Origin of the sequence: Erythrobacter ani (assembly GCF_019204025.1) — a bacterium.
Lineage (GTDB): Bacteria > Pseudomonadota > Alphaproteobacteria > Sphingomonadales > Sphingomonadaceae > Erythrobacter > Erythrobacter ani.
This window is the reverse complement of record NZ_JAGSPB010000001.1, coordinates 541,266-566,633: the sequence shown is the minus strand read 5'-3', so window position 1 is coordinate 566,633 and position 25,368 is coordinate 541,266. Positions and strand designations below refer to the sequence as shown.

25 protein-coding genes and 1 tRNA gene are annotated in these 25,368 nt (G+C 60.0%); 11 read left to right on the top strand and 15 right to left on the bottom strand.

Features of this window, described 5'->3' with window-relative positions:
* Positions 1 to 10 precede the first annotated feature (10 nt).
* On the bottom strand, positions 11 to 772 hold the full coding sequence (locus KCG45_RS02695; protein WP_218315581.1) for a competence/damage-inducible protein A: 762 nt from the start codon (positions 770 to 772) through the stop codon (positions 11 to 13).
* A 53-nt stretch (positions 773 to 825) separates the two neighbouring features.
* Entirely contained in the window at positions 826 to 2,334 is a 1,509-nt protein-coding gene (locus tag KCG45_RS02690) for a flavin-containing monooxygenase (RefSeq protein ID WP_218315580.1), read from the bottom strand.
* Positions 2,335 to 2,448: 114 nt separating this feature from the next.
* Here KCG45_RS02690 and KCG45_RS02685 point away from each other — a divergent pair, with 114 nt between their 5' ends.
* Both KCG45_RS02685 and KCG45_RS02680 read left to right on the top strand, forming a co-directional pair.
* Positions 2,449 to 4,479, top strand: coding sequence for a TonB-dependent receptor plug domain-containing protein (locus tag KCG45_RS02685; RefSeq protein WP_218315579.1), 2,031 nt, complete (start codon positions 2,449 to 2,451; stop codon positions 4,477 to 4,479).
* A 208-nt stretch (positions 4,480 to 4,687) separates the two neighbouring features.
* Positions 4,688 to 7,270: a TonB-dependent receptor gene (locus KCG45_RS02680; RefSeq protein ID WP_255547918.1), complete on the top strand. Its 2,583-nt coding sequence runs from the start codon at positions 4,688 to 4,690 to the stop codon at positions 7,268 to 7,270.
* 82 nt (positions 7,271 to 7,352) lie between these two features.
* Here KCG45_RS02680 and KCG45_RS02675 read toward each other — a convergent pair whose 3' ends face one another.
* Positions 7,353 to 8,516, bottom strand: a complete 1,164-nt coding sequence (locus KCG45_RS02675) for an acyl-CoA dehydrogenase family protein (RefSeq protein WP_218315578.1) — start codon at positions 8,514 to 8,516, stop codon at positions 7,353 to 7,355.
* Positions 8,516 to 9,289 (bottom strand): crotonase/enoyl-CoA hydratase family protein, encoded by a 774-nt coding sequence (locus KCG45_RS02670; protein WP_255547917.1) that lies wholly within the window; start codon positions 9,287 to 9,289, stop codon positions 8,516 to 8,518. The genes KCG45_RS02675 and KCG45_RS02670 overlap by 1 nt, the downstream gene beginning before the upstream one ends.
* Before the next feature lie 139 nt (positions 9,290 to 9,428).
* On the opposite strand from KCG45_RS02670, the gene KCG45_RS02665 reads away from it, so the two are divergent.
* Together KCG45_RS02665 and KCG45_RS02660 are read left to right on the top strand one after the other, a co-directional pair.
* Positions 9,429 to 10,697, top strand: a complete 1,269-nt coding sequence (locus tag KCG45_RS02665) for an acetyl-CoA C-acetyltransferase (RefSeq protein ID WP_218315577.1) — start codon at positions 9,429 to 9,431, stop codon at positions 10,695 to 10,697.
* Positions 10,690 to 12,222, top strand: a complete 1,533-nt coding sequence (locus KCG45_RS02660) for an acetyl-CoA acetyltransferase (RefSeq protein ID WP_255547916.1) — start codon at positions 10,690 to 10,692, stop codon at positions 12,220 to 12,222. The genes KCG45_RS02665 and KCG45_RS02660 overlap by 8 nt, the downstream gene beginning before the upstream one ends.
* On the opposite strand, the gene KCG45_RS02655 is transcribed toward KCG45_RS02660, so the two are convergent.
* Together KCG45_RS02655 and KCG45_RS02650 are read right to left on the bottom strand one after the other, a co-directional pair.
* Positions 12,219 to 12,863 carry a carboxymuconolactone decarboxylase family protein gene (locus KCG45_RS02655; RefSeq protein ID WP_218315576.1) on the bottom strand — a complete coding sequence of 215 codons (645 nt, stop codon included), beginning with the start codon at positions 12,861 to 12,863 and terminating at the stop codon, positions 12,219 to 12,221. The two genes, KCG45_RS02660 and KCG45_RS02655, sit on opposite strands and share 4 nt — an antisense overlap.
* Before the next feature lie 4 nt (positions 12,864 to 12,867).
* Complete coding sequence (locus KCG45_RS02650) at positions 12,868 to 13,401, bottom strand: VOC family protein (protein WP_218315575.1); 534 nt, start codon at positions 13,399 to 13,401, stop codon at positions 12,868 to 12,870.
* Positions 13,402 to 13,540: 139 nt separating this feature from the next.
* Between KCG45_RS02650 and hppD the strand changes: the two genes are divergently transcribed.
* A complete protein-coding gene (gene hppD / locus KCG45_RS02645) occupies positions 13,541 to 14,659 on the top strand; it encodes a 4-hydroxyphenylpyruvate dioxygenase (RefSeq protein ID WP_218315574.1) in 1,119 nt (372 codons plus the stop codon).
* Positions 14,656 to 15,213, top strand: a complete 558-nt coding sequence (locus KCG45_RS02640; protein ID WP_218315573.1) for a VOC family protein — start codon at positions 14,656 to 14,658, stop codon at positions 15,211 to 15,213. Before hppD ends, KCG45_RS02640 begins: the two co-directional genes overlap by 4 nt.
* 82 nt (positions 15,214 to 15,295) lie before the next feature.
* On the opposite strand, the gene KCG45_RS02635 is transcribed toward KCG45_RS02640, so the two are convergent.
* Positions 15,296 to 15,387: transfer RNA gene (locus KCG45_RS02635), tRNA-Ser, on the bottom strand.
* 275 nt (positions 15,388 to 15,662) lie between these two features.
* Here KCG45_RS02635 and KCG45_RS02630 point away from each other — a divergent pair.
* Both KCG45_RS02630 and KCG45_RS02625 read left to right on the top strand, forming a co-directional pair.
* Positions 15,663 to 16,562, top strand: a complete 900-nt coding sequence (locus KCG45_RS02630; RefSeq protein ID WP_218315572.1) for a DUF1134 domain-containing protein — start codon at positions 15,663 to 15,665, stop codon at positions 16,560 to 16,562.
* Positions 16,563 to 16,667: 105 nt separating this feature from the next.
* On the top strand, positions 16,668 to 17,843 hold the full coding sequence (locus tag KCG45_RS02625) for an amino acid aminotransferase (RefSeq protein WP_218315571.1): 1,176 nt from the start codon (positions 16,668 to 16,670) through the stop codon (positions 17,841 to 17,843).
* Between the two features lie 70 nt (positions 17,844 to 17,913).
* Here the strand turns inward: KCG45_RS02625 and KCG45_RS02620 are convergent, their stop codons facing one another.
* Genes KCG45_RS02620 through KCG45_RS02595 form a run of 6 tightly spaced genes read right to left on the bottom strand, consistent with a single transcriptional unit; the run spans position 17,914 to position 21,911 of the window.
* A complete protein-coding gene (locus KCG45_RS02620) occupies positions 17,914 to 18,537 on the bottom strand; it encodes a riboflavin synthase (protein ID WP_218315570.1) in 624 nt (207 codons plus the stop codon).
* A gap of 16 nt (positions 18,538 to 18,553) precedes the next feature.
* On the bottom strand, positions 18,554 to 19,498 hold the full coding sequence (ribD, locus tag KCG45_RS02615) for a bifunctional diaminohydroxyphosphoribosylaminopyrimidine deaminase/5-amino-6-(5-phosphoribosylamino)uracil reductase RibD (RefSeq protein ID WP_218315569.1): 945 nt from the start codon (positions 19,496 to 19,498) through the stop codon (positions 18,554 to 18,556).
* A 29-nt stretch (positions 19,499 to 19,527) separates the two neighbouring features.
* Entirely contained in the window at positions 19,528 to 20,025 is a 498-nt protein-coding gene (locus tag KCG45_RS02610; RefSeq protein WP_218315568.1) for a hypothetical protein, read from the bottom strand.
* A 46-nt stretch (positions 20,026 to 20,071) separates the two neighbouring features.
* Positions 20,072 to 20,836 carry a M48 family metallopeptidase gene (locus KCG45_RS02605; protein ID WP_255547915.1) on the bottom strand — a complete coding sequence of 255 codons (765 nt, stop codon included), beginning with the start codon at positions 20,834 to 20,836 and terminating at the stop codon, positions 20,072 to 20,074.
* Positions 20,818 to 21,297, bottom strand: coding sequence for a YcgN family cysteine cluster protein (locus KCG45_RS02600; RefSeq protein WP_218315567.1), 480 nt, complete (start codon positions 21,295 to 21,297; stop codon positions 20,818 to 20,820). Before KCG45_RS02600 ends, KCG45_RS02605 begins: the two co-directional genes overlap by 19 nt.
* Positions 21,285 to 21,911: an SCO family protein gene (locus tag KCG45_RS02595; protein ID WP_218315566.1), complete on the bottom strand. Its 627-nt coding sequence runs from the start codon at positions 21,909 to 21,911 to the stop codon at positions 21,285 to 21,287. The genes KCG45_RS02600 and KCG45_RS02595 overlap by 13 nt, the downstream gene beginning before the upstream one ends.
* A gap of 90 nt (positions 21,912 to 22,001) precedes the next feature.
* On the opposite strand from KCG45_RS02595, the gene KCG45_RS02590 reads away from it, so the two are divergent.
* The 3 genes from KCG45_RS02590 to ssb all read left to right on the top strand — a co-directional run bounded on the left by KCG45_RS02590 (position 22,002) and on the right by ssb (position 23,990).
* Entirely contained in the window at positions 22,002 to 22,655 is a 654-nt protein-coding gene (locus KCG45_RS02590) for an ankyrin repeat domain-containing protein (RefSeq protein ID WP_255547914.1), read from the top strand.
* Between the two features lies 1 nt (position 22,656).
* Positions 22,657 to 23,343 (top strand): COQ9 family protein, encoded by a 687-nt coding sequence (locus tag KCG45_RS02585; RefSeq protein ID WP_218315564.1) that lies wholly within the window; start codon positions 22,657 to 22,659, stop codon positions 23,341 to 23,343.
* Positions 23,344 to 23,468: 125 nt separating this feature from the next.
* Positions 23,469 to 23,990, top strand: coding sequence for a single-stranded DNA-binding protein (gene ssb / locus KCG45_RS02580; protein ID WP_218315563.1), 522 nt, complete (start codon positions 23,469 to 23,471; stop codon positions 23,988 to 23,990).
* 77 nt (positions 23,991 to 24,067) lie between these two features.
* Here the strand turns inward: ssb and KCG45_RS02575 are convergent, their stop codons facing one another.
* Positions 24,068 to 24,586, bottom strand: a complete 519-nt coding sequence (locus KCG45_RS02575; protein ID WP_218316368.1) for a YceD family protein — start codon at positions 24,584 to 24,586, stop codon at positions 24,068 to 24,070.
* Positions 24,586 to 25,113 carry a ubiquinol-cytochrome C chaperone family protein gene (locus tag KCG45_RS02570; RefSeq protein ID WP_218315562.1) on the bottom strand — a complete coding sequence of 176 codons (528 nt, stop codon included), beginning with the start codon at positions 25,111 to 25,113 and terminating at the stop codon, positions 24,586 to 24,588. The genes KCG45_RS02575 and KCG45_RS02570 overlap by 1 nt, the downstream gene beginning before the upstream one ends.
* Positions 25,114 to 25,368: the final 255 nt, after the last annotated feature.

Here is a 25,368-nt window from a genome sequence, read left to right as displayed (position 1 = left end):
GGCGCCGAGCCTAAATACCCCCGGGCGTAAAATCCCAGCCATTTTCGCTGAGCCCTTCGCACAGCGTGTCGAAGCAGCTTTGCAAGGCCTCACGATCCGTCGAGCGGATAACGAAGTTGGATCCGACCTTGCCATCGCGAAAGAAAGGGTAGGAGCCGATCTGGCAGTTTTCATGCGCCTGCTCAACCTCGCGCAGAAGACCGGCCACTTCGCTCTCCGGGATGAAGCCGCCTACCGTTTCGGAGATCAGCGGTGCTCCGCCTTCAAGCTTTCCGGTCAAGGCATCAAGCATCCCTGCGGTGATGTGCGGGACGCCGGCCATCAGGAAGAGGTTGCCGCGCTGAATACCTGGCGCGCCCGACATGCGATTGGGGATCAGCTCTGCGCCTTCGGGTACGCGGGCCATGCGGAGGCGGCCTTCATTTACGCCGCCCTTATCAGCGTAATATCGTTCGAGCAGCGCGCGTGCTTCGGGGTGGATGATGACAGAGACGCCGAGCGCCTTCGCCACAGCATCGACGGTGATGTCGTCATGCGTTGGGCCGATACCGCCGGTGGTAAACAGGTAGTCGTTTGCTGCGCGCAAGGCGTTCACCGCCTCGACAATGCGGTCCTCTTCATCAGCGACCACGCGGACCTCGGCGAGGCGAATGCCCTGGACCTGAAGCCAGCTGGCAACCTGCGCGATATTCTTGTCATGGGTGCGACCGGACAGGATTTCGTCACCGATGATGACGAGCCCGGCAGTCCAGATTTTATCGGAAGTGGTCATGGCGCGCGGTCTAATCGAAGCGGGTCAAGTTTGCCACTGCGAACCGCCGAGAGCTATTCCGCCGCTTCGAGCTGCTCATCCGCGCTAAGAGCATTGGCCCCGGCCCGGCGAAATGTCAGCAGGCCATCATCGACCGGGTCTTTCGCCATACGCTTGCGGTCGACAACATACTCCTGATTGAGCCGCCAGGGATAGCTGACCGAGTTTTTCGGCTGGAGATGCTTGCCGCGCTGGATGTAGCCGGACGAGAAATCGAAGATGTCGTCCTCGTCGATCTTCGCCTCGTCTTCGGGCGTGAGAACAGGGACTGCGATGTCGGCCTGGACCGATCGCATGTGGTTCAGCACACGGCACACATAGTCTGAATTGATGTCCGCGCGCAGAGTCCAGCTGGCGTTGAGATATCCGAACACCACCGCAAGGTTCGGAAGGTTCGAGAACATGCTCCCCTTGTAATAGAAACGCTCGTTCAATTGGACAGGCTCACCATTGAGGCTGAGGTTTATCTTTCCGGCGATGGCCATCTTGAGCCCGGTGGCGGTGACGATGATGTCAGCTTCGAGCAATTCGCCCGACTTCAACCGGATCCCATCCTTTTCGAAGGCCTGGATATGGCCGGTGACGATTTCCGCCGTCCCGGACTTGACCGCCTCGAACATATCGCCGTCCGGCACGAGGCAGAGCCGCTCCTCCCACGGATTGTATGGTGGCGTAAACGCGTCCTTGTCGTAATTCGGTCCGAGAACTTTCTCGATGCCCTTGTACAGGCTCTTCTTCACTTTCTCCGGTTTGTTGCGCGCAAGCTTGAAGGTGAAATCCTGCATCCAGATATTCTTGAACCGGGTGATCCGGTAGGCGAGTTCTTCGGGAAGGATCTTACGCAGGGTATTGGCGAACTTGTCCTTTGCCGCGCGCGACGCCATCCATGTCGGGGTACGCTGAAGCATGGTCACATGCGCTGCGTCTTCCGCCATTGAAGGCACGATCGTGACTGCCGTCGCACCCGAGCCGATCACGACCACTTTTTTACCGCTGTAATCCAGGTCTTCGGGCCAGAATTGCGGATGCAGGACCTGCCCTTCGAATGCACCCAGTTTGAAACCCGGATCATAAGGCTCGTCGTAATCGTAATAGCCTGAACCGAGATAGAGGAAGTTGGCCGTCAGTTGGGCCGTGCTGCCATCGCCGAGTTCCATCACGACATGCCAGCGAGCCTCGTCCTCCCGGAAATCCGCGGAAACAACTTTATGGCCGAAACGAATATGCTCGCGAATGCAGCGTTCATCGGCGATGCGGTTGAGATAGTCGAGGATCGCCGGAGCATCCGCAATGCTCTTTTCATGTTTCCAAGGCTCGAAATCGAAGCCGAGAGTATGCATGTCGCTGTCCGAGCGGATGCCAGGATACCGGAACAAATCCCACGTGCCGCCAATGTTTTCCCGGCGCTCCACGATTGCATAAGAGTGCCCGGGTGCCTTCATTTCCATGTGTGCCGCCATGCCGATGCCGGAAATTCCGGCACCCACGATCAAGACATCGAAATCGGGCGTTGTGGCTAACATAATATGGCTCTCTTCGCTTATCGAGATCGATGTAAACACACACACTCCGGAAAAGCGAGTCATGATGGCAATTTGCAACTGACTTTGCGGGGCAGCTCGGTTAGGCGGACTCGCATGACAACCGCCTATCGCCTTGCCGTTTCGCTGCTCGCCCTTTCCATTTCGTCGCCCCTGTCCGCGCAAACCGATGAGCCCGCCGAAGGTGGCGAAGCCGAGGGCGAAATCGTTGTTTCGGGAGACGGGCTCGAGCCGCCGCCTTCGGTCGGCGCCTATTCCATAACGGAAATCGATCGCGACCAGATTGTGACCAGCGCTTCGGGCCGGATTGAAGACGTGCTGGAAAATGTCGCGGGCTTTCAGCAATTCCGCCGCTCTGACAGCCGCTCGTCCAATCCGAGTGCACAAGGTGTGACGCTGCGTGCCTTGGGCGGAAATGCGACCAGCCGGGCACTCGTCCTGCTTGACGGTGTCCCGATCGCTGATCCGTTCTTCGGATTTATACCGTTATCATCGATCGCGCCCGAAAGCCTTGGGAATATACGCGTCACTCGCGGCGGAGGCGCAGGGCCTTTCGGCGCTGGCGCGCTCACTGGAACGATCGAACTTGAAAGCGCGGATGCCCGCACTTTGGGACCATTCTCCGGCAGCGTTCTTGCCAACAACCGTGAAGAAACCGAAGCGAGCGGTGCTGTGGCAAGCAAGCTCGGCAGCGGTTTCGGCGTGATCAGCGGACGCTGGGACAGAGGGCAGGGTTTCTTCACCACGCCCGTCGAACAGCGCGTACCGGCCACGGCTCGGGCGCGGTTCGACAGCTGGCAAGTGGGCGTGCGAGGTGTGGCTCCCTTGACCAAGGACATTGAGCTGCAAGCGCGCGGCAGCGTCTTCGAGGATGACCGCACGCTGCGTTTCGATGGGGCCAATTCCGCTACCGAAGGTCAGGATGCGAGCCTGCGTGTCGTCGGCCGCGGCGATTGGGAATTCGATGCGCTCGGCTACGTACAGGCGCGCAATTTTTCGAATGTGGTCATCAGCTCGAGCCGGTTCGTCAGAGTGCTCGACCAACGCAACACTCCCTCGACGGGGATTGGCGGCAAGATAGAAATTCGCCCGCCGATCGACGAAGCGCATACCGTGCGGCTTGGCAGCGATTACCGCCGGTCGAACGGGGAATTGCAGGAGGAAGCGTTCAGCGCCTTCACGGGCAATCTGCGCGAGCGGCGCCGGGCGGGCGGCACCAACAGCAATCTCGGCTTTTTCGTCGAGGACGATTGGCAGATAGGTCCCTTGCTGCTGACCGGTGGTTTGCGTGCCGACTACACGCGCATCGAAGACGGGTTTTTCAGAGCGGTCGATGCAACCGGAGTGGTGGTTGACGAAACTATCGCTCCGGACCGCGACGACTGGACGCTGAGCTGGCGGGCAGGGGCAGTGTTCTACGCCACGCGAGATCTGGATCTGCGCGCCGCAGCCTACACGGGTTTACGCCTGCCGACACTTAACGAATTGTACCGCCCCTTCGTGGTGTTTCCCGTCGTGACTGAGGCCAATGCAGCGCTGGAGAATGAACGTCTTGAGGGCTTCGAAATCGGGCTGACATGGCAACCGATCAGCCCGGTTGTGCTTTCGCTGACGGCTTTCGACAATCGGGTGGAAGATGCGATCGCCAATGTGACGCTCGCGCCGAACCTCCGGCAAAGGCAGAACCTGCCTGCTATCGATGCCCAGGGTGTCGAGGCGGGATTGGCGGTCAAAATCGGTGATGTCAGCTTTGATGCTTCGCTCGCTTACACCGATGCCACAATCGACGGGGATGGCGCATCACTCGCCCTCGACGGAAATCGTCCGCCACAGACGCCTCAATTCACGGCATCGACGACTTTGGCTTGGGAGCCTTCGGAAGGGTGGCGTATTGCCGGAACATTGCGCCACATCAGCGCGCAATTCGAAGACGATCTGGAAACCGACCTGTTGAAGCCTGCAACGACAGTCGATCTCTTCGCAGAGGCGCCGCTGATCGATCGGCTCAGCCTCGTCATCAGGGGCGAGAACCTGTTTGATGAGGAGATAGTGACTCGCAATTCCGGCGGCGCGATCGATCTCGGGGTGCCGCTTACGGTCTGGCTCGGGCTTCGTTTCGGTTATTGAGGTCGCTCAAAAGCTGGCTTGCACCAGTGCAACAAAATTGCGTCAAACAGCTTACATTCGACGTCATGGTGCGTTGCAACACGACATGTGGCATTTTTACTACGGTTTGCGAAGAAGTGTCGCGGTCCCTTGGCACCGCCAATCGCGCTGATAGTCTCTCCTTCGACCAATAGGCCAAAAGGCCATGGGAAATGTGGAGAGGACATTTATGAAACGGAAGCTCGCAGCTTACGCTGCCGGCCTGATGGCCTGTAGTTCATTTACGGTACCGGCGCTCGCGCAGGAGGTTTCGGCAGATGACGAGGGCGATACAACCCTCTCGCCCGATCCCGATGACAGTGTGATCATCGTGACCGCGACCCGCCGCGCGCAGGATGTTCAGGACATTCCGATCGCCGTGACGGCTGTGTCGCCGCAGCAGCTCGAAAACCAGGGTGTCGACAATATCCAGGAAGTCACCTCGGTCGCGCCGAGTTTTACCAGCAGTCAGGCTCAGATCGCCTCCGGCTCCGTCGTGTTGCGTATTCGCGGTGTCGGCACGACGTCGAACAATATCGGGTTTGAAAGCGCGGTTGGCATCTTCATTGACGGCGCGTACCAATCGCGTCCCGGCGTTGCCTTGACCGAATTTGTCGATATCGAACGGGTCGAGGTGCTGCGTGGCCCGCAGGGGACCCTGTTTGGGCGCAACACTTCGGCAGGCGCGCTCAATATCACTACGAACCGCCCGGACGTGAGCGATTTCGAGGGATTCGTGAATGCGTCTTACGGGAACTTTGACGAGATCAGCGTGCAGGGCGCGGTCAACGTCCCGATCGTTCAGGATACTCTCGCATTCCGCCTGACCGGCGCATATCGGGAGCGCGACGGCTTCATCACCTTGGTCGATGGCGATGGCACTCCGTTCGATGATTCCAATGATGTCGATCAATATCTCGTACGCGCACAGCTCGGCTGGGATACCGAAAGCGGTCTGCGCGGGCGCCTGATCGCCGATTATGCCAAGAGTGAATCAAGCTGCTGCAGCCCGATCGAGCTGTATCAATCGCCGCTGGTTCCGGCAGGCGTATTCGCAGCCGTGGGACTTGGTCCGACTGGCGGCAATGGCCAACCGCTGGTGTCGAACAATCCGTTCGGTCAGGCTGAGTTCCGCGAGGCACTCGACAACCGGGTCGCATCGGCGAATTTCGCGCCGATCGCGGACGTTGACAATTATGGTATTACGACGGAAATCGAGTTCCCGGTTTCGGATAGTGCGGACCTGATCTTCATCGGATCGTACCGCAAGTTCGAATCGATGGAGACTTACGACTCCGACTTCACCGCGCTCGATGTGTTCGACGTCGATCTGCTCGATCTCGATCTCGAGACCTTTACGGCAGAACTTCGCCTGCAGGGCGAGGCTCTGGACGGGCGGCTGAATTACATCATCGGCGGCTATTTCTCGGATGAGACGATCGATCAGTCGGTCACATTCGCTTTGGGCGAGGATTACGGTGAGCAGGTCGGTGCACTTTTGTTCCCGGCGACGATGGGCGCGCTCGGCGCAAATCCGCTTACGGTGTTCACCGGTATTGATCCGGCAGGCACCAATGTCACCAACCGGTTCCAGCAGGAAGCCCAAAGCTATTCGATCTTCACGAATAACACCTTTGAGCTGGTCGAGGGTCTCGAGCTGACGCTCGGCGCCCGGTATTCCTGGGAAGACAAAGAAGGCAGTTTCGATCAGACCGAAGCCAACAACCAGATCTGCCCAGCAACAGTCGGCGCCATCGGAGCCGGCGCGGTGCCGGATGCCTTGGTTCCTGCATTCATCGGTCTCGGCTGCTTCGGCTTCTCGGCTCCTGCCGATCTTCCCGAAGCTGCGGTTCTGCCGCTGGTGCGGACCTTCGAAGACACCTTCAACGATGAGGAACTGATCTACACCGCGCGGCTCGGTTATGCCTTTGCTGCACCGGTGAACATCTACGCGAGCTTCACCCACGGGTACAAATCGGGCGGTATCAACCTCGATACCACGGCCGCTGTCGGTGGGGCCGATCCGACCTTTGATTCCGAGGAGGTTGACGCCTATGAAATCGGTATCAAGAGCCGCTTCCTTGATAATGCCGTCACTCTGAACATCGCCGCATTCCACCAGGAGTTCGATAACTTTCAGGTTCTGGAATTCACCGGAACGGCGTTCCAGACGTTCAACGTTCCGGCAGCCGAAACGACAGGCTTGGAAATCGAGAGTGTCATTCGCCCGAACAGCGAGCTGACATTCAATGCTGCGGCCACAATCCTTGATGCGCGGTATCCGGAAGATTGCGCCGGCGATCTCACCGATGTCGTCACGGTCGTGTCACTGTGCGGAAACGACCTGACGAACGCGGCCAATGTCATCGCGATCTTTGGCGGGCTTTGGGAAAAGCCAATCAACGATAGCACCGAGTTCTTCCTGTCCGGGCAAATCCGGCTTGAAGGCGATCAGCGCACTTCCACCCAGGCGATCGTGCCGCCCAGCGCAGCCGCTGTCGCAGCTGCTGGCAGCGTGCAGGCCGCTGTCGATGCGGCTCCGCTGATCATCGGCGATATACAAACCGGTCAGGAATTCGTGAACCTGCGCGCAGGTCTGCGGTTCGCCGACGGGGCGTATTCGATCGAAGGGTTCGTCAACAACCTGACCGATAACGTGGTGCGCGGGGTGACTTTCAACACGACACTCCGCGGCAGCGGCGCGGCCAACTCGCGGTCGGCATTTTCGCTGCAACCTCGCACCTACGGCGTGGCCGTTCGCGCGAAGTTCTAGGGCGAAATACCACGGACCAAAGAAAAGGGCGGCTCGGGTGACCGGGCCGCCCTTTTGTAAGTGCGAGATAAGTGCCGCTGGTTTACATCGACCGCGCGATCAGCATCTTCATGACTTCGTTTGACCCGCCATAAATGCGGGCGATGCGGGTGTCGCGGTACATCCGGGCGATCGGATAGTCGTTGATGTAACCAGCCCCGCCATGCAGCTGGAGGCATTTATCGACGACCTCGCTCTGCAATTCGGTGACCCAGTATTTGGCCATCGAGGCAGTCGCCACGTCGAGCTCACCCTTGAGCAGCTTCGCAATACAATCGTTGACGAACACGCGCGCTGCCGTGCCTTTGGCCTTGAGATCGGCGAGCACGAACTGCGTGTTCTGGAAATCCCAGATGGTCTGACCGAACGCCTTGCGCTCTTTCACATATTCGATCGTCGTATCGAGCGCTTTTTCAATGCCGGTGGCCGCGCCCATTGCGATCACGAGGCGTTCCTGCGGAAGCTCTCCCATCAGCTGATAAAAGCCCTTGCCCTCGACTCCGCCGAGGACGTTGTCGCCCGGAATGAAGACATCGTCGAAGAACAGCTCGGACGTATCAGCCGCGTCGAGCCCGATCTTGTCGAGCTTCTTGCCGCGCTGGAATCCCTCGGCGCCTTCTGTTTCGAGCAGCATCAAGGAGATGCCCTTGGCCCGTTCCTTTGGGTCGGTTTTTGCGACGACGACGATGAAGTCGGCGGTCTGGCCATTCGAAATATAGGTCTTCGATCCGTTGAGGCGGTAGCCATTGCCGTCCTTGAGAGCAGTCGTGGTGATGCTCTGCAGGTCGGAACCGACGCCCGGCTCGGTCATGGCTATCGCGCTGACGAGTTCACCGGTGACGAGCTTGGGAAGATATTTCTTCTTCTGTTCCTCGGTGCCGTGGCGGACTAGGTAAGGCAGGATGATCGTGTTATGCAGGCTCGCCGCAAAGCCTTCGACGCCGTGCTTGGCCTGCTGGTCGATCACCACCATGTCATGACGGAAATCGCCGCCATGGCCGCCATATTCTTCGGGAACCGACACGCCGAGTAAGCCGGCCTGTCCGGCCTCGTTCCAGAATTCCCGTTCCACCTGTCCGTCTTCACGCCATTTCAGGATACGCTTTTCCGGCGCGTGCTGCTGATAGAACTTGCCAACCGCATCGGCGAAGATCGAGATTTCCTCGTCTTCCATGAATTCAGGCTGGGGTACATCGATTACGGGCATTACTTTCCCTTCCAATTCGGTGCGCGTTTCTCGGCGAAGGCGGCAGCGCCTTCGCGGGCATCTTCAGATACGAAGACAGGCGCGATAAGTTGCGCCTGCTTGTTGTAACGTTCGTCCATGTCCCAGCCGCGCGATTCCTTCATCACCTGCTTGGATACCCGTACGGCGAGCGGCCCGTTTGCAGCGATTTTGGCGGCGAGCGCTTTTGCACCGTCCAAAGCTGATCCATCGGTGAGCTGATTGATCAGGCCGATTTCGTAGGCGCGCTCGGCACCGATGAAATCACCAGTCAGCGCAAGTTCCATAGCAATGCGTTCAGGGATCTGGTCAGGCAGCATCATGACCCCGCCTGCCGCTGCGACAAGGCCGCGCTTCGCTTCGGGAATGCCGAACTTCGCGCCGGAATGAGCGACTACGAGATCGCAGGCGATCATCAGTTCCAGCCCGCCCGCAAGCGCATAGCCCTCGACCGCTGCGATCAGAGGTTTTGCCGGCGGTGCCTGAACCACGCCGCCAAAGCCGCGCCCTTCGACGCTGGGGCTTTCTCCGCGCAGGAACCCTTTGAGATCCATGCCCGAACAGAAGGTGCCGCCCGCACCGGTAAGGACGCCGACGCGCAGGTCATCCTCGCTATCGAGGCGGTCCATGGCTGCTGCGATGCCTTCGGCGGCCGCCTTCGTCATGGCGTTCTTGGCCTCGGGCCGGTTTATGGTGACGATCAGTACGCCGTCCTCGACTTCGGTAAGGACTTCTTGATTGGCGGTGTCGGACAAGGTGCTCTCCCTAATTTTTGGCCCTAGCTAATTTGCCATTTCGAATTGAAACTCATTTCTTGTGCGAGTGGTGCAGGGGCCTTACGGATACGTCAACCGCATTTTCGCTAGATCGACTTAAGTCAAAGGAAGACAGACCATGGCCGAAGCTTACATCATCGATGCAGTCCGCACCCCTCGCGGTATCGGTAAACAGGGTAAGGGTGCGCTGGCCGCAGAGCACCCGCAGCACCTCGCTGCGACGGTGCTGAAAGCCATCGCAGAGCGCAACAAGCTCGATACATCGACGGTGGACGATGTGATCTGGTCGGTCTCGACGCAGGACGGAATGCAGGCGGGCGATCTCGGCCGGATGGCTGCGCTCGATGCGGGTTACGATGTGACCTCTTCCGGCACTACGCTCGACCGGTTTTGCGGAGGCGGCATCACCTCGGTCAACTTGGCCGCCGCGCAGATCATGAGCGGCATGGAAGACTGCATCGTTGCTGGCGGGACTGAGATGATGAGCCTGACGGCGGCGATGTCGAAAGAGAAGATGCAGGCCGGTCTGAAACCGCCGATGATGGGCAGTTACAACGAGCGGCTTCAGGCAGTGCATCCACAATCGCATCAGGGAATTTGCGGCGATGCGATCGCCACGATGGAGGGTTTCACCCGCGAGGAACTGGACGAGGTTGGCTATCGTTCGCAGCAACGCGCAGCAGAAGCTCTGGGCGAAGGACGCTTCGACAAATCGGTGATCCCTGTGACTGATGGTGAAGGCAACGTCCTGCTCGACAAGGACGAATATCCGCGCCCGCAAACGACGAAGGAAGGGCTTGCCCAGCTGGAGCCCGCTTTCACGAAGATCGCAGACGTTCCTCTCGATGCGAACGGCACGACGTTCCGAGGGTTGATTAATCAGAAATATCCCGACCTCGATATCCAGCACTTCCACCATGCGGGTAATTCGTCGGGTGTCGTTGACGGTGCAGCGGCGGTGCTGGTTTGCAGCAAGGAATACGCTCAAAAACATGGCCTGAAGCCGCGCGCGCGGATCGTTCAGACCGCGAATATGGGCGACGATCCGACATTGATGCTCAACGCTCCTGTACCCGCTGCCAAGAAAGTGCTCGAAAAGGCCGGGATGACGCTCGACGACATCGACCTGTTCGAGATCAACGAAGCCTTCGCCGTGGTCGCTGCAAAGTTCGTGCGCGACCTCGAACTCGATTGGGACAAGGTCAATGTGAATGGCGGCTCGATCGCGCTCGGGCACCCGATCGGCGCAACCGGTTCGATCCTGATCGGTACGATCATTGACGAACTGGAGCGACGCGACCTCAAGACCGGTCTTGTGACGATGTGCGCAGCGGGCGGTATGGCCCCTGCGATCATCGTTGAGCGAGTGGACGACTTCGTTGACTGAGATCGCAGACAACACTCCCGTCATCATCGGGGTTGGGCAGTATTCAGAGCGGGTTGACCAACCTGGCTACGAAGCACTGTCCTACATGGACCTCGCCGGGCGCGCGCTCGCCGCTGCGATTGCGGATAGCGGTGCCGGCGAGCCGGTGGCTCCGGCCATCGATACCCTTGCTGCGATCCGCGCGTTCGAAATGTCGCGGCCCGATCGGAAGCCGCCTTTCGGTGCTGCAAACAATGTCCCACGGGCTATAGCCAAGAGGGTCGGAGCAAATCCAAAGCGCGCAATCCTGACGACAACTGGCGGGCAGACGAATCAGCAGTTCGTCGGAGAATTTGCGAGTGCGATTGCGACCGGAAAAAGCGAATGCGCCGTCATCGTCGGATCGGAAGCGATCTCCACTGTTCTGGCGCTATCGGCGAAGGGTGAAAGACCCGACTGGTCCGAAGAGGTTGAAGGCGATTTCGAGGATCAGGGATTTGGCGTCGATGGGATGATGGAACACGCCCTGTTCGCCCACGGCGCAACGGGTGCAATCCCGCTCTATGCGCTCGCCGAGAATGCTCGCCGCGCCAAACTGGGCAAGAACCTTAACGAATACCGCCGCGACATTGGTGAGCTCTTCGCTCCCTTTACGAAAGTCGCTGCCGCAAATCCTCACGCCGCCGCACCCGTCGAGCGAAGCGCGGATGAACTGGCCGAGGTTACCGATCGAAACCGTATCGTCGCCGAGCCATACACCCGGATGACGGTGGCGCGCGATCAGGTGAATCAGGCTGCAGCGATCATCTTGGCGAGCGCCGGAACTGCGCGAAAGCTCGGCATTTCAAAGGACAAGTGGGTGCACATCCATGCCGTGTCCGCGGCAACCGAGCTGATGCTCTCCAATCGCCCCGATCTCTCCGCCAATCCGGCCTCCATCGCTAGTGTAGAGGCCGCTTTGGTGCGCGCGGGCAAAGGAATGGACGAGATCGGCCACATCGATTTCTACTCCTGTTTCGCGATTCCGGTCTTCAACCAGATGGATCATTTCGGATTATCCGTAGACGATCCGCGTGGCCTCACGCTCACAGGCGGGCTTCCCTTCTTCGGAGGGGCCGGCAACAATTACTCCGCGCATGCAATCTGCGAGGCGGTGCAGGCAGCGCGCAGAGATCGCGGTGCCTTCGCACTGGTCGGTGCAAACGGCGGCTGGATGAGCAAATATGCGACTGGCATCTATTCGACCGAGCCAGCGGACTGGTCGAATAACGATCGGTTCGAAAAGCTATCAATGGCGGATGATGCGGTTCCTCTCGGCACCGGGCCCTTCGAGAATGCCATCGTTGAAACATACACGATCAACAATGCGAAGACGGGCAATGTCGCGGTCTGGCTGGGCCGGAACGAAGCGGGCGAGCGCGTGTGCGGCAATGCCGATCTCTCGCACGATACAACGCGAAAGCTTTTCGAAGGCGGTGATCCGTTCGGCGCGAAACTGGCCGTCCATCAGGACAGCAAGGGCCGCAACATCGGGCGCGTTTTCTAACGGTCCTTGCGATCGCCACCAAGGAAATCGAGCGCGTCGAAGCCCTCGGGCGCGGGCACCTCGGTGATCGGATCGTCGCGGTCGTCGAATTCGGTTCGAAGCGCGCGGCTCATCACGGCATGCATCTGGTACATGCAGGTGGTGTAGGTCAGCTCGAGAATTTCTTCATCCGAGAATTCGGCTTTTAGCCGAGCGAAAAGAGCATCGGGCACGCGGCCGGCATGGCTCACGAGCCGGTCGGCATAAGCCAGAACGAGTCGCTCGCGCGTGTCGTAACATTCCGCCGTTTGCCAGACCGAGATGGCTTCGATCTTCTCTTCCGGATAGGCGAGGCCGCGCAGGCTCTTGCAGTGTTGGGAGAAAACGAACTGGCTTCCCGTGGCCCACCCTGCCCATGTCTGACCGAGCTCGCGCAGAACAGGATCGAGCTTGCGCGCGGGATCACGGTAATAAGCAAAGCCCTGCGCAGCGTGCTTCAGGGTGTCTGGAGAATTGGCAAACACGGTCCACCAATCACCGGACGTTCCTGTCGCGGTGCCCGGCTCGGCAACCGGATCGCGCTCGCCGAACAGCATCGCATAGAGCGGTAATGCCGTCTTCGTGTCTGCTTCACTCTTGGGGACCTGTCTGAGGCGCGGCATAGGCTCAAGCGTCCTCTTTCGTCGCCGCAGTGGCGGGCTCGTGGGCGATGTCATCCGGTCCAAATGAACGGGTCGTGGCCGCGAATTCGAGCATGATGCCGTTCGGGTCGGTAAAATAAACCGAGCGCACAAACACTCCTTCGTGCATTTTCTTGGAATAACCCGATGGACTATCATCGTGGTTGAACACCGCATGGGTGTGCTCAACGCCGGCCTCCTGCAGGCGGTCCAGCGCAGCCTCCAATTCGGCCTCCGCCATGTCGAATGCGAGATGGTTCATCGATCCCACAGCTGTCTTCGCATCGAACGGGAATTTATTGACCGATGCGATCCCAGGGGCTGCAGGCGGCGCATCGTGCCACCAGAAGAAGGCGACGCTGTTCCCGTTGCCGCAATCGAAGAAAAAGTGCTGTCCGCCGTCCGGCAATTCGACCGTCTTGAAGAGCGGCATCCTCAGCACCTCGGTGTAGAATTGCACTGTCTCCTGCATGTCCCGGCACACCAGGGCCACGTGGTTGATACCCGTCGTCTTGATCATGGTCGTTCTCCCGCGCCGAACCTGCCTTGATCTCGCCTCACATGCAATCGTCACTGTTCAATGGGCCTTTGACAAATCCACCCGAAGCGCGTATTTAGTTACAAACGTAACTAAATTGACATATTTAGAGGCTTATCTCATGACCCAGCATCCTGGCGACCTGTTCGAAAATCCCGCAGGGCTCGACGGTTTCGAATTCGTGGAATTCTGCGCGCCTGAGAAGGGCCAGCTCGAACCTGTTTTCGAAGCGATGGGATTTACTCTCGTTGCCAAGCACCGGTCTAAAGATGTGCATCTGTGGCGTCAGGGCGGCATCAACCTTATCGCCAATTACGAGCCTCGCAGCGCGGCCTGGTTCTTTGCCCGCGAACATGGAGCGAGCGCATGCGGCATGGCTTTTCGCGTGCGTGACGCGGCGAAGGCTTATGATTATCTGATTGAACAGGGTGCAGAGCCGGTTGCGAACGAACCCGGTCCGATGGAACTTCGCATTCCTGCGATCCGCGGTATCGGCGGTGCGATCCTCTATCTCGTCGATCGCTATGCTGGTGCCGAAGACAAGAGCCTCACAATCTACGACATCGATTTCGATTACCTGCCGGGTGTCGATCCTTATCCCGAAGGCGCGGGATTTCACACCATCGATCACCTGACACACAACGTCTATACGGGCCGGATGAAATACTGGGCGGATTATTACGAGACGCTCTTCAACTTCCGCGAAATCCGTTTCTTCGACATCAAGGGCGAATATACCGGACTCACCTCCAAGGCGCTGACCGCGCCCGACGGAAAGATCCGCATCCCGCTCAACGAAGAGGGCGAAGGCGGCAAGGGCCAGATCGAGGAATTCCTGCGCGAATTCAACGGCGAGGGTATTCAACACATCGCGCTCATCTGCGACGATCTTGTTGCGTGCTGGGACCGCCTCAAGGAGTTCGGCGTGCCATTCATGACTGCCCCGCCTGAAACCTATTACGAAATGCTCGACGAGCGCCTTCCGGGACATGGAGAGGACGCCGAGGCGCTCAAGATGCGCGGGATCCTGCTTGACGGAACGACGGAAGGCGGCCAGCCGCGCCTGCTGCTGCAGATTTTCGCCGAAGCCCAGGTTGGTCCGGTCTTTTTCGAGTTCATCCAGCGCAAGGGCGATGACGGTTTCGGCGAGGGCAATTTCAAGGCGCTGTTCGAAAGCATCGAGCGCGACCAGATCGCGCGCGGCGTGCTGGATACGAAGACTTCGGAGCCAGCCGAATGAGCGCGGTGAAGCCATCGGGCATCCACCACGCCGCCTATCGCTGCAAGGACGCGAAGGAAACGGTTGAATGGTATGGCCGCGTGCTCGGCATGGAATACACGACCGCCTTCGCCGAAGATCACGTTCCGTCGACCGGCGAATACGATCCCTACATGCACGTCTTCCTCGATGCGGGAAACGGCAATATCCTCGCTTTTTTCGAACTGCCGAAGCAGCCTGACATGGGGCGCGACGAAAACACTCCTCAATGGGTGCAGCATCTCGCTTTCCGCGTGGGCAGCGAGGAAGAATTGCTGGCCGCGAAGAAGCACATCGAGGGCGAGGGGATCGACGTTCTGGGACCGACCCATCACGGCATCTTCAGGTCGATCTATTTCTTCGATCCCAGCGGTCACCGGGTGGAACTCGCGGCCGATATTGGCACCGATGAACAATACGCCGAACTTGAGCGCGTCGCGCCGTTGATGCTGGATGAGTGGTCGAAGACGAAAAAGGCCCCGCGCCACGCCGATTGGCTGCATGAGATAGCCCGGCAAGAACGCGAAGAAAGCTGAATTGGCGAGCTCAGCGTGCCGCCGTCATGAAAACACGGCCCGTCCAGTTGGCGGGCAGAACGCTCTGACGAGCGATGGGAAATGGCGGAGACGGAGGGATTCGAACCCTCGATACCCGTTAAAGAGTATGGTTCCTTAGCAGGGAACTGGTTTCAGCCACTCACCCACGTCTCCGCACGTCGCTACCCTGGCTATTTGGCTGCGAGGAGCGCGCTATAATGGGCGATATCGGCAGCGGCAAGGTCGGATCCGACATTTTCTGATCTTCCTACGATTCCGGTTCCGTTCAGCCGTGACCTGTAAACCCTTCGAATGACGAAAAGATTCGCTTCACCGCGTTTTCGATTCGGTTCGCCGCGGGAAGACTTGTCCGGCGATACGGGAGCGACTCTGCTTCCCAATGGAGGAGCGCGGGCGCGCAAACGCCCGAGCTGTAAGGAACAATTGCCATGATCAAACGCACCGCAGCACAAGTGACATACGGATTCACCCGCAATTTTGCCGCCGCGATGGGCGCTCTCGCACTCGCGGTCTCGCCGGTTTCCGCACAAGAGATGGAAACGTTCGATCCTGACGAGGCTTATGCTTCCGCAAGTAGCGAAAGCGATGCGCTTGCAACCGATACCGGTGCGATCGACGCCGATCTGGAGCAGCCGCGATTGCGATCCGGGCAGCCGACCGTCGCTCCGCCGCTGGATCGTCCGCAGCCGGCCACGGCGGACAATTCTGATATTGCTGAAGCTCAACCGGCCACCTCGACTGCGTTCGAGGGTGAATTCGCCGATTACGGTGAAGCGGCTGCTGAGACCACTGATACCGTTGACGTCGAGGTCGCCACGGAGACCGTAGCCGCTGCCGACAGCTCCAACACCTACGCCGAAGATGACCTAATAGGCGCGGCAGAAGGTGTATTTGGCAAAGGCGCCAAAGGCCTTGCCGGTTTGATCGAGGACCTGCTGCGCAAGCAGGGCGAACCGAACGGTTATATCGTAGGCCGCGAAGCGGGCGGCGCGTTCGTCGTCGGGGCCCGCTATGGTTCAGGAACCTTGTTTCACAAGGTCGAAGGCGAGCAGAAGGTTTACTGGACCGGCCCGTCGGTCGGCTTTGATGCAGGTGCAAATGCCGCCAACACCTTCGTGCTTGTCTACAACCTGTTCGATACCGAAGAGCTGTTCGAACGCTATCCCGCAGGCGAAGGCCAAGCCTATCTCGTTGGCGGAATGCATGCGAGCTACATGCGCAAGGGCGACGTTGTCCTGATCCCGATCCGGGTCGGCGCGGGCGTGCGCCTCGGTATCAATGCGGGCTACATGAAATTCTCGAAGAAGCAGCGCTGGTTGCCCTTCTGAGGTCGTAGAAACGCCGACTATCGACCTGCGCAAAGCAGGCGAATTCGGCAAAGGATGCAAAAGGCGGTTGCGGCGTTCCGCTTCGCACGGCATTCGGCGTGCATCATGCTGCACCGACTCGAAGAACAATCGCCCGACGCGTTGCTCGCGCTCATCAAATTGCACGCCGCCGATGACAGGCCGGACAAGGTCGACCTTGGCGTTGGTGTCTACCGAACCGGACAGGGCGCCACGCCTGTATTCGGCGCGATCAAGGCAGCTGAGCAGGCGCTTGTCGATGAACAGGAATCAAAGAGTTACCTCGGTCCCGAAGGCGATGTGGGTTTCGTCAATGCGTTGATGCCGTACATTTTCGGTGAGGATGCGACGATGGGCGGGCGCATCGCCGGGATGCAGACGCCCGGCGGGACGGGCGCGGTCCGCCTTGCGCTGGCGCTGGCGCAGAAGGCTGGTCTGGAAAAGCTCCACATGGGCGTTCCCAGCTGGCCGAACCATGCGCAGATTATCAATGACATCGCGCTCGAGATGGTACCATTCGATCACGCCAATCCCGATGGCACCGCGAATGTCGAGGCGGCACTTGCGGCTATCGATAATGCCGGACCCAATGAAGCCATACTGCTTCACGGTTGCTGCCATAACCCGACCGGAATCGATTATTCTGCGGACGAGTGGGAAGCGATCGGAGATGCGATTGCGGCGAGCGGGATATTCCCGATCATCGACACGGCCTATCACGGCCTCGGCAACGGACTCGACGAAGACGTCGCAGGATTGCGCAGTGTGCTCGCCAAGGTTCCGGAGGCTTTCATCGCCTATAGCTGCGACAAGAATTTCGGCATGTACCGCGACCGCGTGGGCGCGTTCTATATCCTCGCCGATGGCGGGGAGACATTGAACAAGGCGTTCTCGAATGCCAACGCACTGGCGCGCGCCAGTTGGTCCATGCCGCCCGATCATGGCGCGGCAGCGGTTCGGCTGATCCTTCGCGACGGCACGCTGACGCAGATGTGGATGGACGAGCTCGATCAGATGCGTGAACGCATGCGTCAGGTCCGTGCGGTTCTCGCCGATGCGGGAATGGCGGGCAGCGTCGATCTGACGCCGCTTGGCACACAAAACGGGCTGTTTTCGGTCCTGCCGGTGAGCAAGGAGCAGGTCGCCCGGCTCCGAGAGGAGCACGCGATTTACATGGCGGGATCGGGTCGGATCAATGTGGCCGGACTGACCATGAACAATATCGACAAGTTCATCGAAGCGGTTGCCGATGTGACCGCCTAGAGGGCCGATCGCTCTCGATATGGACTTTCGGTAGGTCGGTCCAAAGAGCGAACGTGCTCTGCGCGCAATCCTATCCGGCCGACGCCAGGCCTTGCATACGTTTGAGGTACCGCGCCAGAACGTCGATCTCGAGATTGACCTGATCGCCCTCTGTCAGGCGTCCCAGCGTCGTCACTTCCGCGGTGTGCGGGATGATGTTGAGCGCGAAATCGCAGGTGCGGTCCGACTGGTCGCGGACATCGTTCACCGTCAGCGAAACGCCATCGACGGTGATCGAGCCTTTTTCGGCGATGAACGGGGCCATGTTGGGAAGCGCCCGGATGACGACGCGCCAGCTGTCGCCCTCTTGCTTCATCATGACGACTTCGCCGACAGCATCCACATGGCCGGTCACGATATGACCGCCGAGCTCGTCACCGAGGCGAAGCGACGGCTCGATATTCAGGGTGCGACCCTCTTCCCACATGCCGAACACCGTCCGGGAAACAGTTTCGCCCGATACGTCGACGTCGAACCACGCATCCCCGGCGCTGCCGCCGCGATCGACGACGGTCAGACACACACCCGAACACGCGATGGAGGCACCGATGTCGATTTGCGCCGGGTCGAGCGGGGCGGCGATGCGGGCCCGCACGTCACCGCGCTTCTCGATGCTTGTGATGGTGCCGACAGCGGTGACGATTCCGGTGAACATGGGGTACGCGCTCCTCTTAGCGGGTTCGCAGATAGGCGGTGAATTCATCGCTGCCAAGCTGGCGGCGTTCGGTCAGGGTCCAGCGTCCGTGCGTTTCCGCGAGACCGCCAAGGTCGAGACCGCCCAGGCCGCGTAGCCCGTCACCGATCAGGATCGGGGCTCGGTATATATGCAATTCATCGACGAGGTCTTCGCGCAGAAAACTCGCGGCGGTCTCTGCGCCGCCCTCGGTGTAGAGGTATTGCACGCCTTCGAGATCCGCGATCTGACCGGGGCGATTGATGATGGAGACCCCTTCCGGCGCGACTCCGCGGGTAAGCAGCAGACGCTTCGGACTGCGCTGTTCGAGACCGGGTAGGCGCACGTCGAGCCGCGGGCGATCCGTCCGCCATGTGGCTCCGCCGACCAGTATAGCGTCATTGCGTGCGCGCTGGGCGTGGACATGGGCACGGGCGGCATCACCGGTGATCCATTGGCTCGTCCCATCGGCAAGCGCGATGCATCCGTCAAGGGACATGGCCAATTTTAGGGTGACGTGGGGGCGTCCCGACGTTTTGATCGAAAGATATCCGGAGAGGCTTGCAGCGGAGGCTGGATCATCGAGCAGCAGGGTTTCGATTCCGGCGCGCTTCAGGCGGGCAATTCCCTTGCCAGAGGTGCGCGGATCGGGGTCCCTCTGCCCGATAACCACGCGCGCGGGACGCGCGTCTGCGATAACATCCGCGCAGGCCGGTCCGCGCCGGGATTCGTGCGCGCACGGTTCGAGCGTGACGTATAGGGTCGCTCCGCGGGGACTGCCTTCCAACGCATTGAACAGCGCCGCCTCGGCATGGGGACGACCTCCCGCTTGGGTCCAGCCGCGCGCGAGCATGTGTTCGTCGCGTACGAGTAGTGCACCAACGCCCGGATTGGGGCTGCTGATCGGACGCGCCCTCGCGGCGAGCCGGGCTGCGGCTGCCATCCAGTCTCCATGGCCGGGCCGATGGACGCTTATGGGGCTGGTTCCTCGGTCGGCGCGTCGGCGCCGGCGGCTTCCGTTTCGTCGCCAGTGTTGTCAGGAGATCGGCCGAGCCGCTCAGCCCGTGCTTCTGCCTCCGCGGCCTCTTCAGCGGCACGGCGGGCGTCGGCTTCGGCAGCGATCTGCTCGACATCCATCCCAGCGGCCGCGCCCAGCGCCTTGTAAAGATCACGCTTGCGCTGTGCGAGGCGTTCAGCCTGCTCCTCGCGCAGTTTCTTCACTTCCTGATTTTCCAGATTGGTCGCCACGATCTCATCATCGGTGCGTGTGGGGTCGAAGGTCGTGATGTAGGTAATGCTGGGGCGGTCGGGGTCTTTGTAAACCGTTTCCGAACCGAGCCAGTAAAAGATCACGGCGAATGGGGCCGTCGAAGCCAGGAGGATAGGGAACCGCATCGGATTGGGCTTGCGGAATTCGTGCCAGAAATCGACGATTCCCGACGTGGGATTGAAACGCGACAGAATAGCCATGAGTGTAATATAGGGCGCAATCCGGTCCAGCGCCAGACGTCAGGTTTCAGCCAAAGCTCGCATAGAGTGTCCGGCCTTTCTCCTTGAGCCAGCGATCGGCACGCGAGATGTCTTCTTCGTAAATCATGTCCAGCAGAGCGTAAAACTCCGGGCTGTGATCGAAGTGGACGAGATGTGCGACCTCGTGCGCGACGACGGATCGGCGGACGAAATCAGGTGCCTGAACGAGCCGCCAGTTTATCCGGATGCGGGATTTCTCACTGCAACTGCCCCAACGCCTTTGCGCGCGCGTGATCGCGACAGGTACCGGCGTGAGGCCAGCACGTGTGCAGTAGTGCTCTGCGTCGTTTTCGAACAGACCCAGTGCCCGGCGTTCTAGCCAGCGCTGTACGCGGGGCTCGATGCTGTCTGTCGGCCCGCCCACGCGCAGCTTGCCGTCAATAAGCGCCGGGCGGCGCGGCGCGGCTTCGTCCCAGACGAGTACCGCCTCTTCACCGCCGATCATAAGACTGCTGCCGTCGCGGATCGCGAAGCGCTTCGGCACTTTGGCGCGCTGCTGCGCCAGCCAATCGGTTCGCGAATGCGCAAAGTCGAGTGCATCGGCCGTCCGCCCCCAACGTGGCATGGTGATGCGAACCTCGCTGCCATCCGGTGCCAGTCTGAGAGTTAGGCGCTTCGCTGTCGGGTGACGGCGCAAAGCAATCGGGACTGCCTCGCCGCCCAATTCGATATGCGGCTGCTCGTCTTCATGCCGTATGTGAGGCGGCGTCTCAGTGCGTTTCAGCCAATCGATCACGCCAGGTCGTCCCAATCGGCACTGCCTGGCGTATACGCTGCGCGCCAATCGACGATATGGTGCTCCAGGGGACCAGCATCGGCCTCGCTTACGACCCGGCCAGCGACCGATACGCCCGCCCTGTGGACAGCATCGCGGTCGCCGCTGATGAGATAGTGCCAGCCGGGCAACGGACGACCCGCTGCCCGCACGCGGTACGCGCAGGTTTCAGGCAGCCATGGCACGTCTTCGACAATGGCCAGCGTCAGCCGCAGACAGTCGGGAACGAAAGCCTTGCGGTTGCGGTAATCCGAACATTTGGCAGTCCCGGTATCGAGCAACCTGCACGCGACGTTCGTGTCGATGATCTCGGCAGTGTCAGCGTCCTCGATCTTGTGCAGACAGCAGCGACCACACCCATCGCACAGCGCTTCCCATTCCGCCCGCGTCAATTCCGCGAGAGGGCGCTCCCAGAACTGCTCCCTTAACTCACCCATTTGTCGATTTCAGCTGCTACGGCGTCTGCCCCCTGATCGGTCGGGAGTGTCGCCAGCGGCTCGCCCGAGGGACCGAACAGGTAGGTGATATTCGAATGGTTCATCAGGTACTGACCACCGCCCAGATCCTCGCCGCGCTCGTAATAAACACGAAAGGCGCCCGCTGCCGCCTTGACCTGTTCTGGCGTCCCGGTGAGACCCATCAGATCCTTCGAAAAAGCGTTAGTGAATTCGCCCACCACCTGAGGTGTGTCGCGCTCGGGATCGATGGTGATGAAGATCGGCTGGATCTTGGCGATTTTTCCGGGCTCGCTTTCGCCCAGCTTTTTGAGCCCCCGCGACATTTGGCCGACATCGATCGGACAGACGTCGGGACAATAGGCGTAGCCGAAATAGACGATCCGGTATTGTCCGTCGAAATCGGCCCAGCGCACCGTTTCACCCGAGGAATCGATCAATTCGAACTCGCCGCCGATGGTCGCCCCGGCTAGCGGCGGCTCCTCCGGCGGCGCTGCAGTTTCGGCTCCACTGCATGCAGCAAGGCTCAGGGCCGCGGCGACGGCGATGGCGGTCGGGAAAACACGTGGGCGAGAGGGCTTGGCTAGGTGGTTCATGCTCTGCTAACTGGAAGAGGGACAAAGGGGACGTTGGACGGGGCTCCCAACACAATCGTGTGACACGTAATGGACAAGGATCAAAGCGCGTTGGATTATGTTTTGCGCAAATTAGGACGCGGCGGGGCAATTGCCAGTGCGGTTTTGGCAAGCTTGCTTGCAGCGGTTGCGATCGGTGTCTCACCGGCGGCGGCTCAGCTGTTTTCGCCGGGCTATGAGTTTCTCCAAGCGGTGGAGGACCGTGATGGCGATGCGGTTACCGCGATGCTTAACGAACCCGGCGCTGGCAAGACGCTTGTAAACACACGCGACATCACCAGCGGCGATACGGGGCTGCATATTGTGACGCGGCGGCGCGATGCGCTGTGGGTGCGTTTCCTGATCCAGCGCGGCGCAAATCCCAACGTCCGCAACAATCAGGGCGTGATGCCGTTGCAAATTGCTACCAGGCTTGGCTTCGATTCCGGAATCGAGGAATTGCTTAAGGGCGGCGCGCAAATCAACGTCGCCGACAGTCAGGGCGAGACGCCGCTGATTTCGGCAGTTCACCAGCGTAACATCCAGCTCGTCCGGCGCTTCCTGAAAGAAGGGGCCAACCCCGACCGCAACGACAATTCGGGACGTTCGGCCCGCGACTATGTCGAACTGATGAGCCAGAACACCTTGCTGAAGCTGGAATTCGAGAAAGCCGACGAAGAACGCGGCGATAAGGGAACAACCGAGCAGTACGGGCCTTCTTTCTGATATGAACGATGCGGATCCCGATTTTGCCGACATGACTTTGGATGAGCTGCGCATCGCGCTTGCTCCCGAGATCGCCGCTTCCGCTATCTTCGACGGTTGGAATGAGACAGCGTTGCTGGCGGCCGCTGACATGGCCGGGGCTGATCCCGATATTGCGAAGCTTGCCTTCCCGGACAAACCCTTGGGCGGACGTGCGATGGACATGATCGAGGCGTGGATTGCCAGCGTCGATCAAAAGATGGAGGCCGCTTGGCCGCAGGATCGTCTGGCCGAACTGAAGATCCGCGAGCGCATTCGCACGCTCATCGCATTCCGCTTGGAAGCGGTCACCGATGTCGATGAGGCGGTGCGGCGGGCAATGTCCATCATGGCGATGCCGCAGCACGCACCGCGCTCCCTACAGCTTGGCTGGCGCTCTGCCGACCTGATGTGGCGGCTCGCCGGAGACACCGCGACCGATTACAATCACTACACGAAACGCACTATCCTGGCCGGGATATACAGCGCGACCCTAGCTGTGTTCGTGAATGACGACAGCGAGGGTAAAGCCAAGACCTATGAATTTCTCGACCGCCGCATCGATGGGGTGATGAAGTTCGAAAAAGCGAAGGCCAAGCTCACGAAGCGAAATGTTGAACTGCCTAGCCTGACCCGCTTTCTTGGGCGGCTACGCTACCCGAGCAGGTAGAAACCTCCATTTGAGAGGTGGAAAACGGTGCGCGCCTGTCGCGCTCCCCGCCATGCTGCCCTATTACTCCTCAGAGAATCGCGCAGGACGATCTGCGCCACGGTGATGATGAAGAGGATATTTCGATGGCGGGTTCGCTTAACAAGGTCATGCTGATTGGCAATCTCGGGGCGGACCCCGAAATTCGCAGCTTCCAGAACGGCGGCAAGGTCGCAAATTTGCGGATCGCCACGAGTGAAACATGGAAGGATCGAAACACCGGAGAGCGTCAGGAACGCACCGAGTGGCACACGGTCGCGATCTTTTCCGAAGGTCTTGTCAACGTCGTCGAGCGGTTTCTGAAGAAGGGTTCGAAAGTCTTCATCGAAGGCAAGCTTCAGACGCGCAAGTGGCAGGACCAGAATGGCCAGGATCGCTACTCAACCGAAGTTGTGCTGCGCGGTTTCGATGGCACGCTGACCATGCTCGACGGCGCCGGCGGCGCTGGCGCTGGTGGTGGAGGCGGCTATAGCGGCGGCAATCAGGGCGGCGGAGCCCAAGGCAGCGGCGGTGGCGGCTGGAATCAGGGTGGAGGCGGCTCCGGCGGCAGCTCAAGCGGCGGCCAGGGCGGCAGATACGACGACCTCGACGACGACATTCCGTTCTGATCGAACGCTGCTTTTACCAGTTTAAGAATCCGGCCTCGCAAGGTGACTTGCGGGGCCTTTATTGTGCCGCTTCGAAATCAGGTTTTCTTCAGCGCGGCCAAAGCATCTGCGAGGGGACCATCTTGCTGGCCTTCTTCGACGACACCCGCTTCCTTACGCGCAGCATCGGCGTTCGGGCCTTCCGCGTAAGGATCGATGGCAAGGCCGAGTGTCTGCGCGACCGCTTCGCCTAGATCGAACATGTCGCCTTCATACTCGATCTCGTCGCAATCGTCGGCTTCGATCTCGATCTCCCCGCCCTCCTCATATTCCGAGCTGCCTTCGGGGATGAAGCGGAGATCGAGCGGATCCGAAATCTTGACGCGAAAATCTTCGAGTGAAACGGCGCAGGTCTGCATGATTTCCGCCGTAACCTGGCCAGTGGCGCGTACGGCCTTCCCTTTGTCCTCCAGCTGGATTTCGGCGTGGAGCCGTTCCACCGAAGCGAGGCCGAACCGCTCGGCTAGCGCTTTGCGCTCGTCTTCGTTCGCCGTAATCATTACCGGATCGGCGGGAAGGGGGCGTGACTTGACGAAGTAAGTCAGTTCCGACGCCATCACCAGATACCGCTCGCTTTCAGTATCTCCTCATCGCTGTACCGGCCAAGCCGCTCTGACAACGCCAGGAGCTTGCCCGCAACACAGCGCGCCGCTGCTTCGTCGTCTGCGCCATCGGCGAACGTCACGTTACGGCCGATGGCCGCTTCAAGCTTTTCGCGGTCGTTGTCGGTCAGGGCGCTGCGATACGCGCCAAGCCTGCCGCCGAGCACACTCATCAACTTTCCAACATGCTTGCCGACGACCACGTCGTTGATGCCGAGTTCACGCAGCTGCCCATCCATGTCCTCGACGAAAAGCTCGGCCAGCAGGGCACTTTCGGCGCGCATATCGGAAGCTTCGACACGGACCATGACAGTGCAGAGGATGGCCGTAATGAGATCGAAGCGCCCGGCAACGGTATCGGCGACGTGGCAATCGCTATAGAAAGATGGCTCCCGCGCCAGCTCGACAACGCGGTGCCACAGGGGACGCACACCTTCGCGCGGGTCTGGTGCGGTGCCAAGCATGCGGGAGAAGAAGGACATTGAGGGCAGTTTCTTTCGATCTAGGTGCGCTTGAACCTTAAGCACACCGATTTGTTCATACAGTCTCGGCAACCCGGAGCGCGGGCGGACGTTCCGAACATCGGATGAGAGCACCATGTGCGTCGACGCATTCAGGCGCAATTCAACCGCTTCATCCCAATCCAGCGCGCCGGTGGACATTGCAAGGCCGCTGGCTTCGCCTTAAGGGCCTTTCAAGCCGATATAGGAAGCCGCCACGAAGCGGCAATGACAGAG

Bases quoted from the DNA above. Each gene is read 5' to 3' on its own strand.
- KCG45_RS02630 (WP_218315572.1), top strand. From the start codon at position 15,663: ATGATCAAACGCACCGCAGCACAAGTGACATACGGATTCACCCGCAAT.
- KCG45_RS02695 (WP_218315581.1), bottom strand. From the start codon at position 772: ATGACCACTTCCGATAAAATCTGGACTGCCGGGCTCGTCATCATCGGT.
- ribD (WP_218315569.1), bottom strand. From the start codon at position 19,498: ATGGCAGCCGCAGCCCGGCTCGCCGCGAGGGCGCGTCCGATCAGCAGC.
- KCG45_RS02685 (WP_218315579.1), top strand. From the start codon at position 2,449: ATGACAACCGCCTATCGCCTTGCCGTTTCGCTGCTCGCCCTTTCCATT.
- KCG45_RS02595 (WP_218315566.1), bottom strand. From the start codon at position 21,911: ATGAACCACCTAGCCAAGCCCTCTCGCCCACGTGTTTTCCCGACCGCC.
- KCG45_RS02680 (WP_255547918.1), top strand. From the start codon at position 4,688: ATGAAACGGAAGCTCGCAGCTTACGCTGCCGGCCTGATGGCCTGTAGT.
- hppD (WP_218315574.1), top strand. From the start codon at position 13,541: ATGACCCAGCATCCTGGCGACCTGTTCGAAAATCCCGCAGGGCTCGAC.
- KCG45_RS02570 (WP_218315562.1), bottom strand. From the start codon at position 25,113: ATGTCCTTCTTCTCCCGCATGCTTGGCACCGCACCAGACCCGCGCGAA.
- KCG45_RS02600 (WP_218315567.1), bottom strand. From the start codon at position 21,297: ATGGGTGAGTTAAGGGAGCAGTTCTGGGAGCGCCCTCTCGCGGAATTG.
- KCG45_RS02655 (WP_218315576.1), bottom strand. From the start codon at position 12,863: ATGCCGCGCCTCAGACAGGTCCCCAAGAGTGAAGCAGACACGAAGACG.
- KCG45_RS02620 (WP_218315570.1), bottom strand. From the start codon at position 18,537: ATGTTCACCGGAATCGTCACCGCTGTCGGCACCATCACAAGCATCGAG.
- KCG45_RS02665 (WP_218315577.1), top strand. From the start codon at position 9,429: ATGGCCGAAGCTTACATCATCGATGCAGTCCGCACCCCTCGCGGTATC.
- KCG45_RS02690 (WP_218315580.1), bottom strand. From the start codon at position 2,334: ATGTTAGCCACAACGCCCGATTTCGATGTCTTGATCGTGGGTGCCGGA.
- KCG45_RS02575 (WP_218316368.1), bottom strand. From the start codon at position 24,586: ATGGCGTCGGAACTGACTTACTTCGTCAAGTCACGCCCCCTTCCCGCC.
- ssb (WP_218315563.1), top strand. From the start codon at position 23,469: ATGGCGGGTTCGCTTAACAAGGTCATGCTGATTGGCAATCTCGGGGCG.
- KCG45_RS02650 (WP_218315575.1), bottom strand. From the start codon at position 13,401: ATGATCAAGACGACGGGTATCAACCACGTGGCCCTGGTGTGCCGGGAC.
- KCG45_RS02675 (WP_218315578.1), bottom strand. From the start codon at position 8,516: ATGCCCGTAATCGATGTACCCCAGCCTGAATTCATGGAAGACGAGGAA.
- KCG45_RS02625 (WP_218315571.1), top strand. From the start codon at position 16,668: ATGCTGCACCGACTCGAAGAACAATCGCCCGACGCGTTGCTCGCGCTC.
- KCG45_RS02640 (WP_218315573.1), top strand. From the start codon at position 14,656: ATGAGCGCGGTGAAGCCATCGGGCATCCACCACGCCGCCTATCGCTGC.
- KCG45_RS02610 (WP_218315568.1), bottom strand. From the start codon at position 20,025: ATGGCTATTCTGTCGCGTTTCAATCCCACGTCGGGAATCGTCGATTTC.
- KCG45_RS02585 (WP_218315564.1), top strand. From the start codon at position 22,657: ATGAACGATGCGGATCCCGATTTTGCCGACATGACTTTGGATGAGCTG.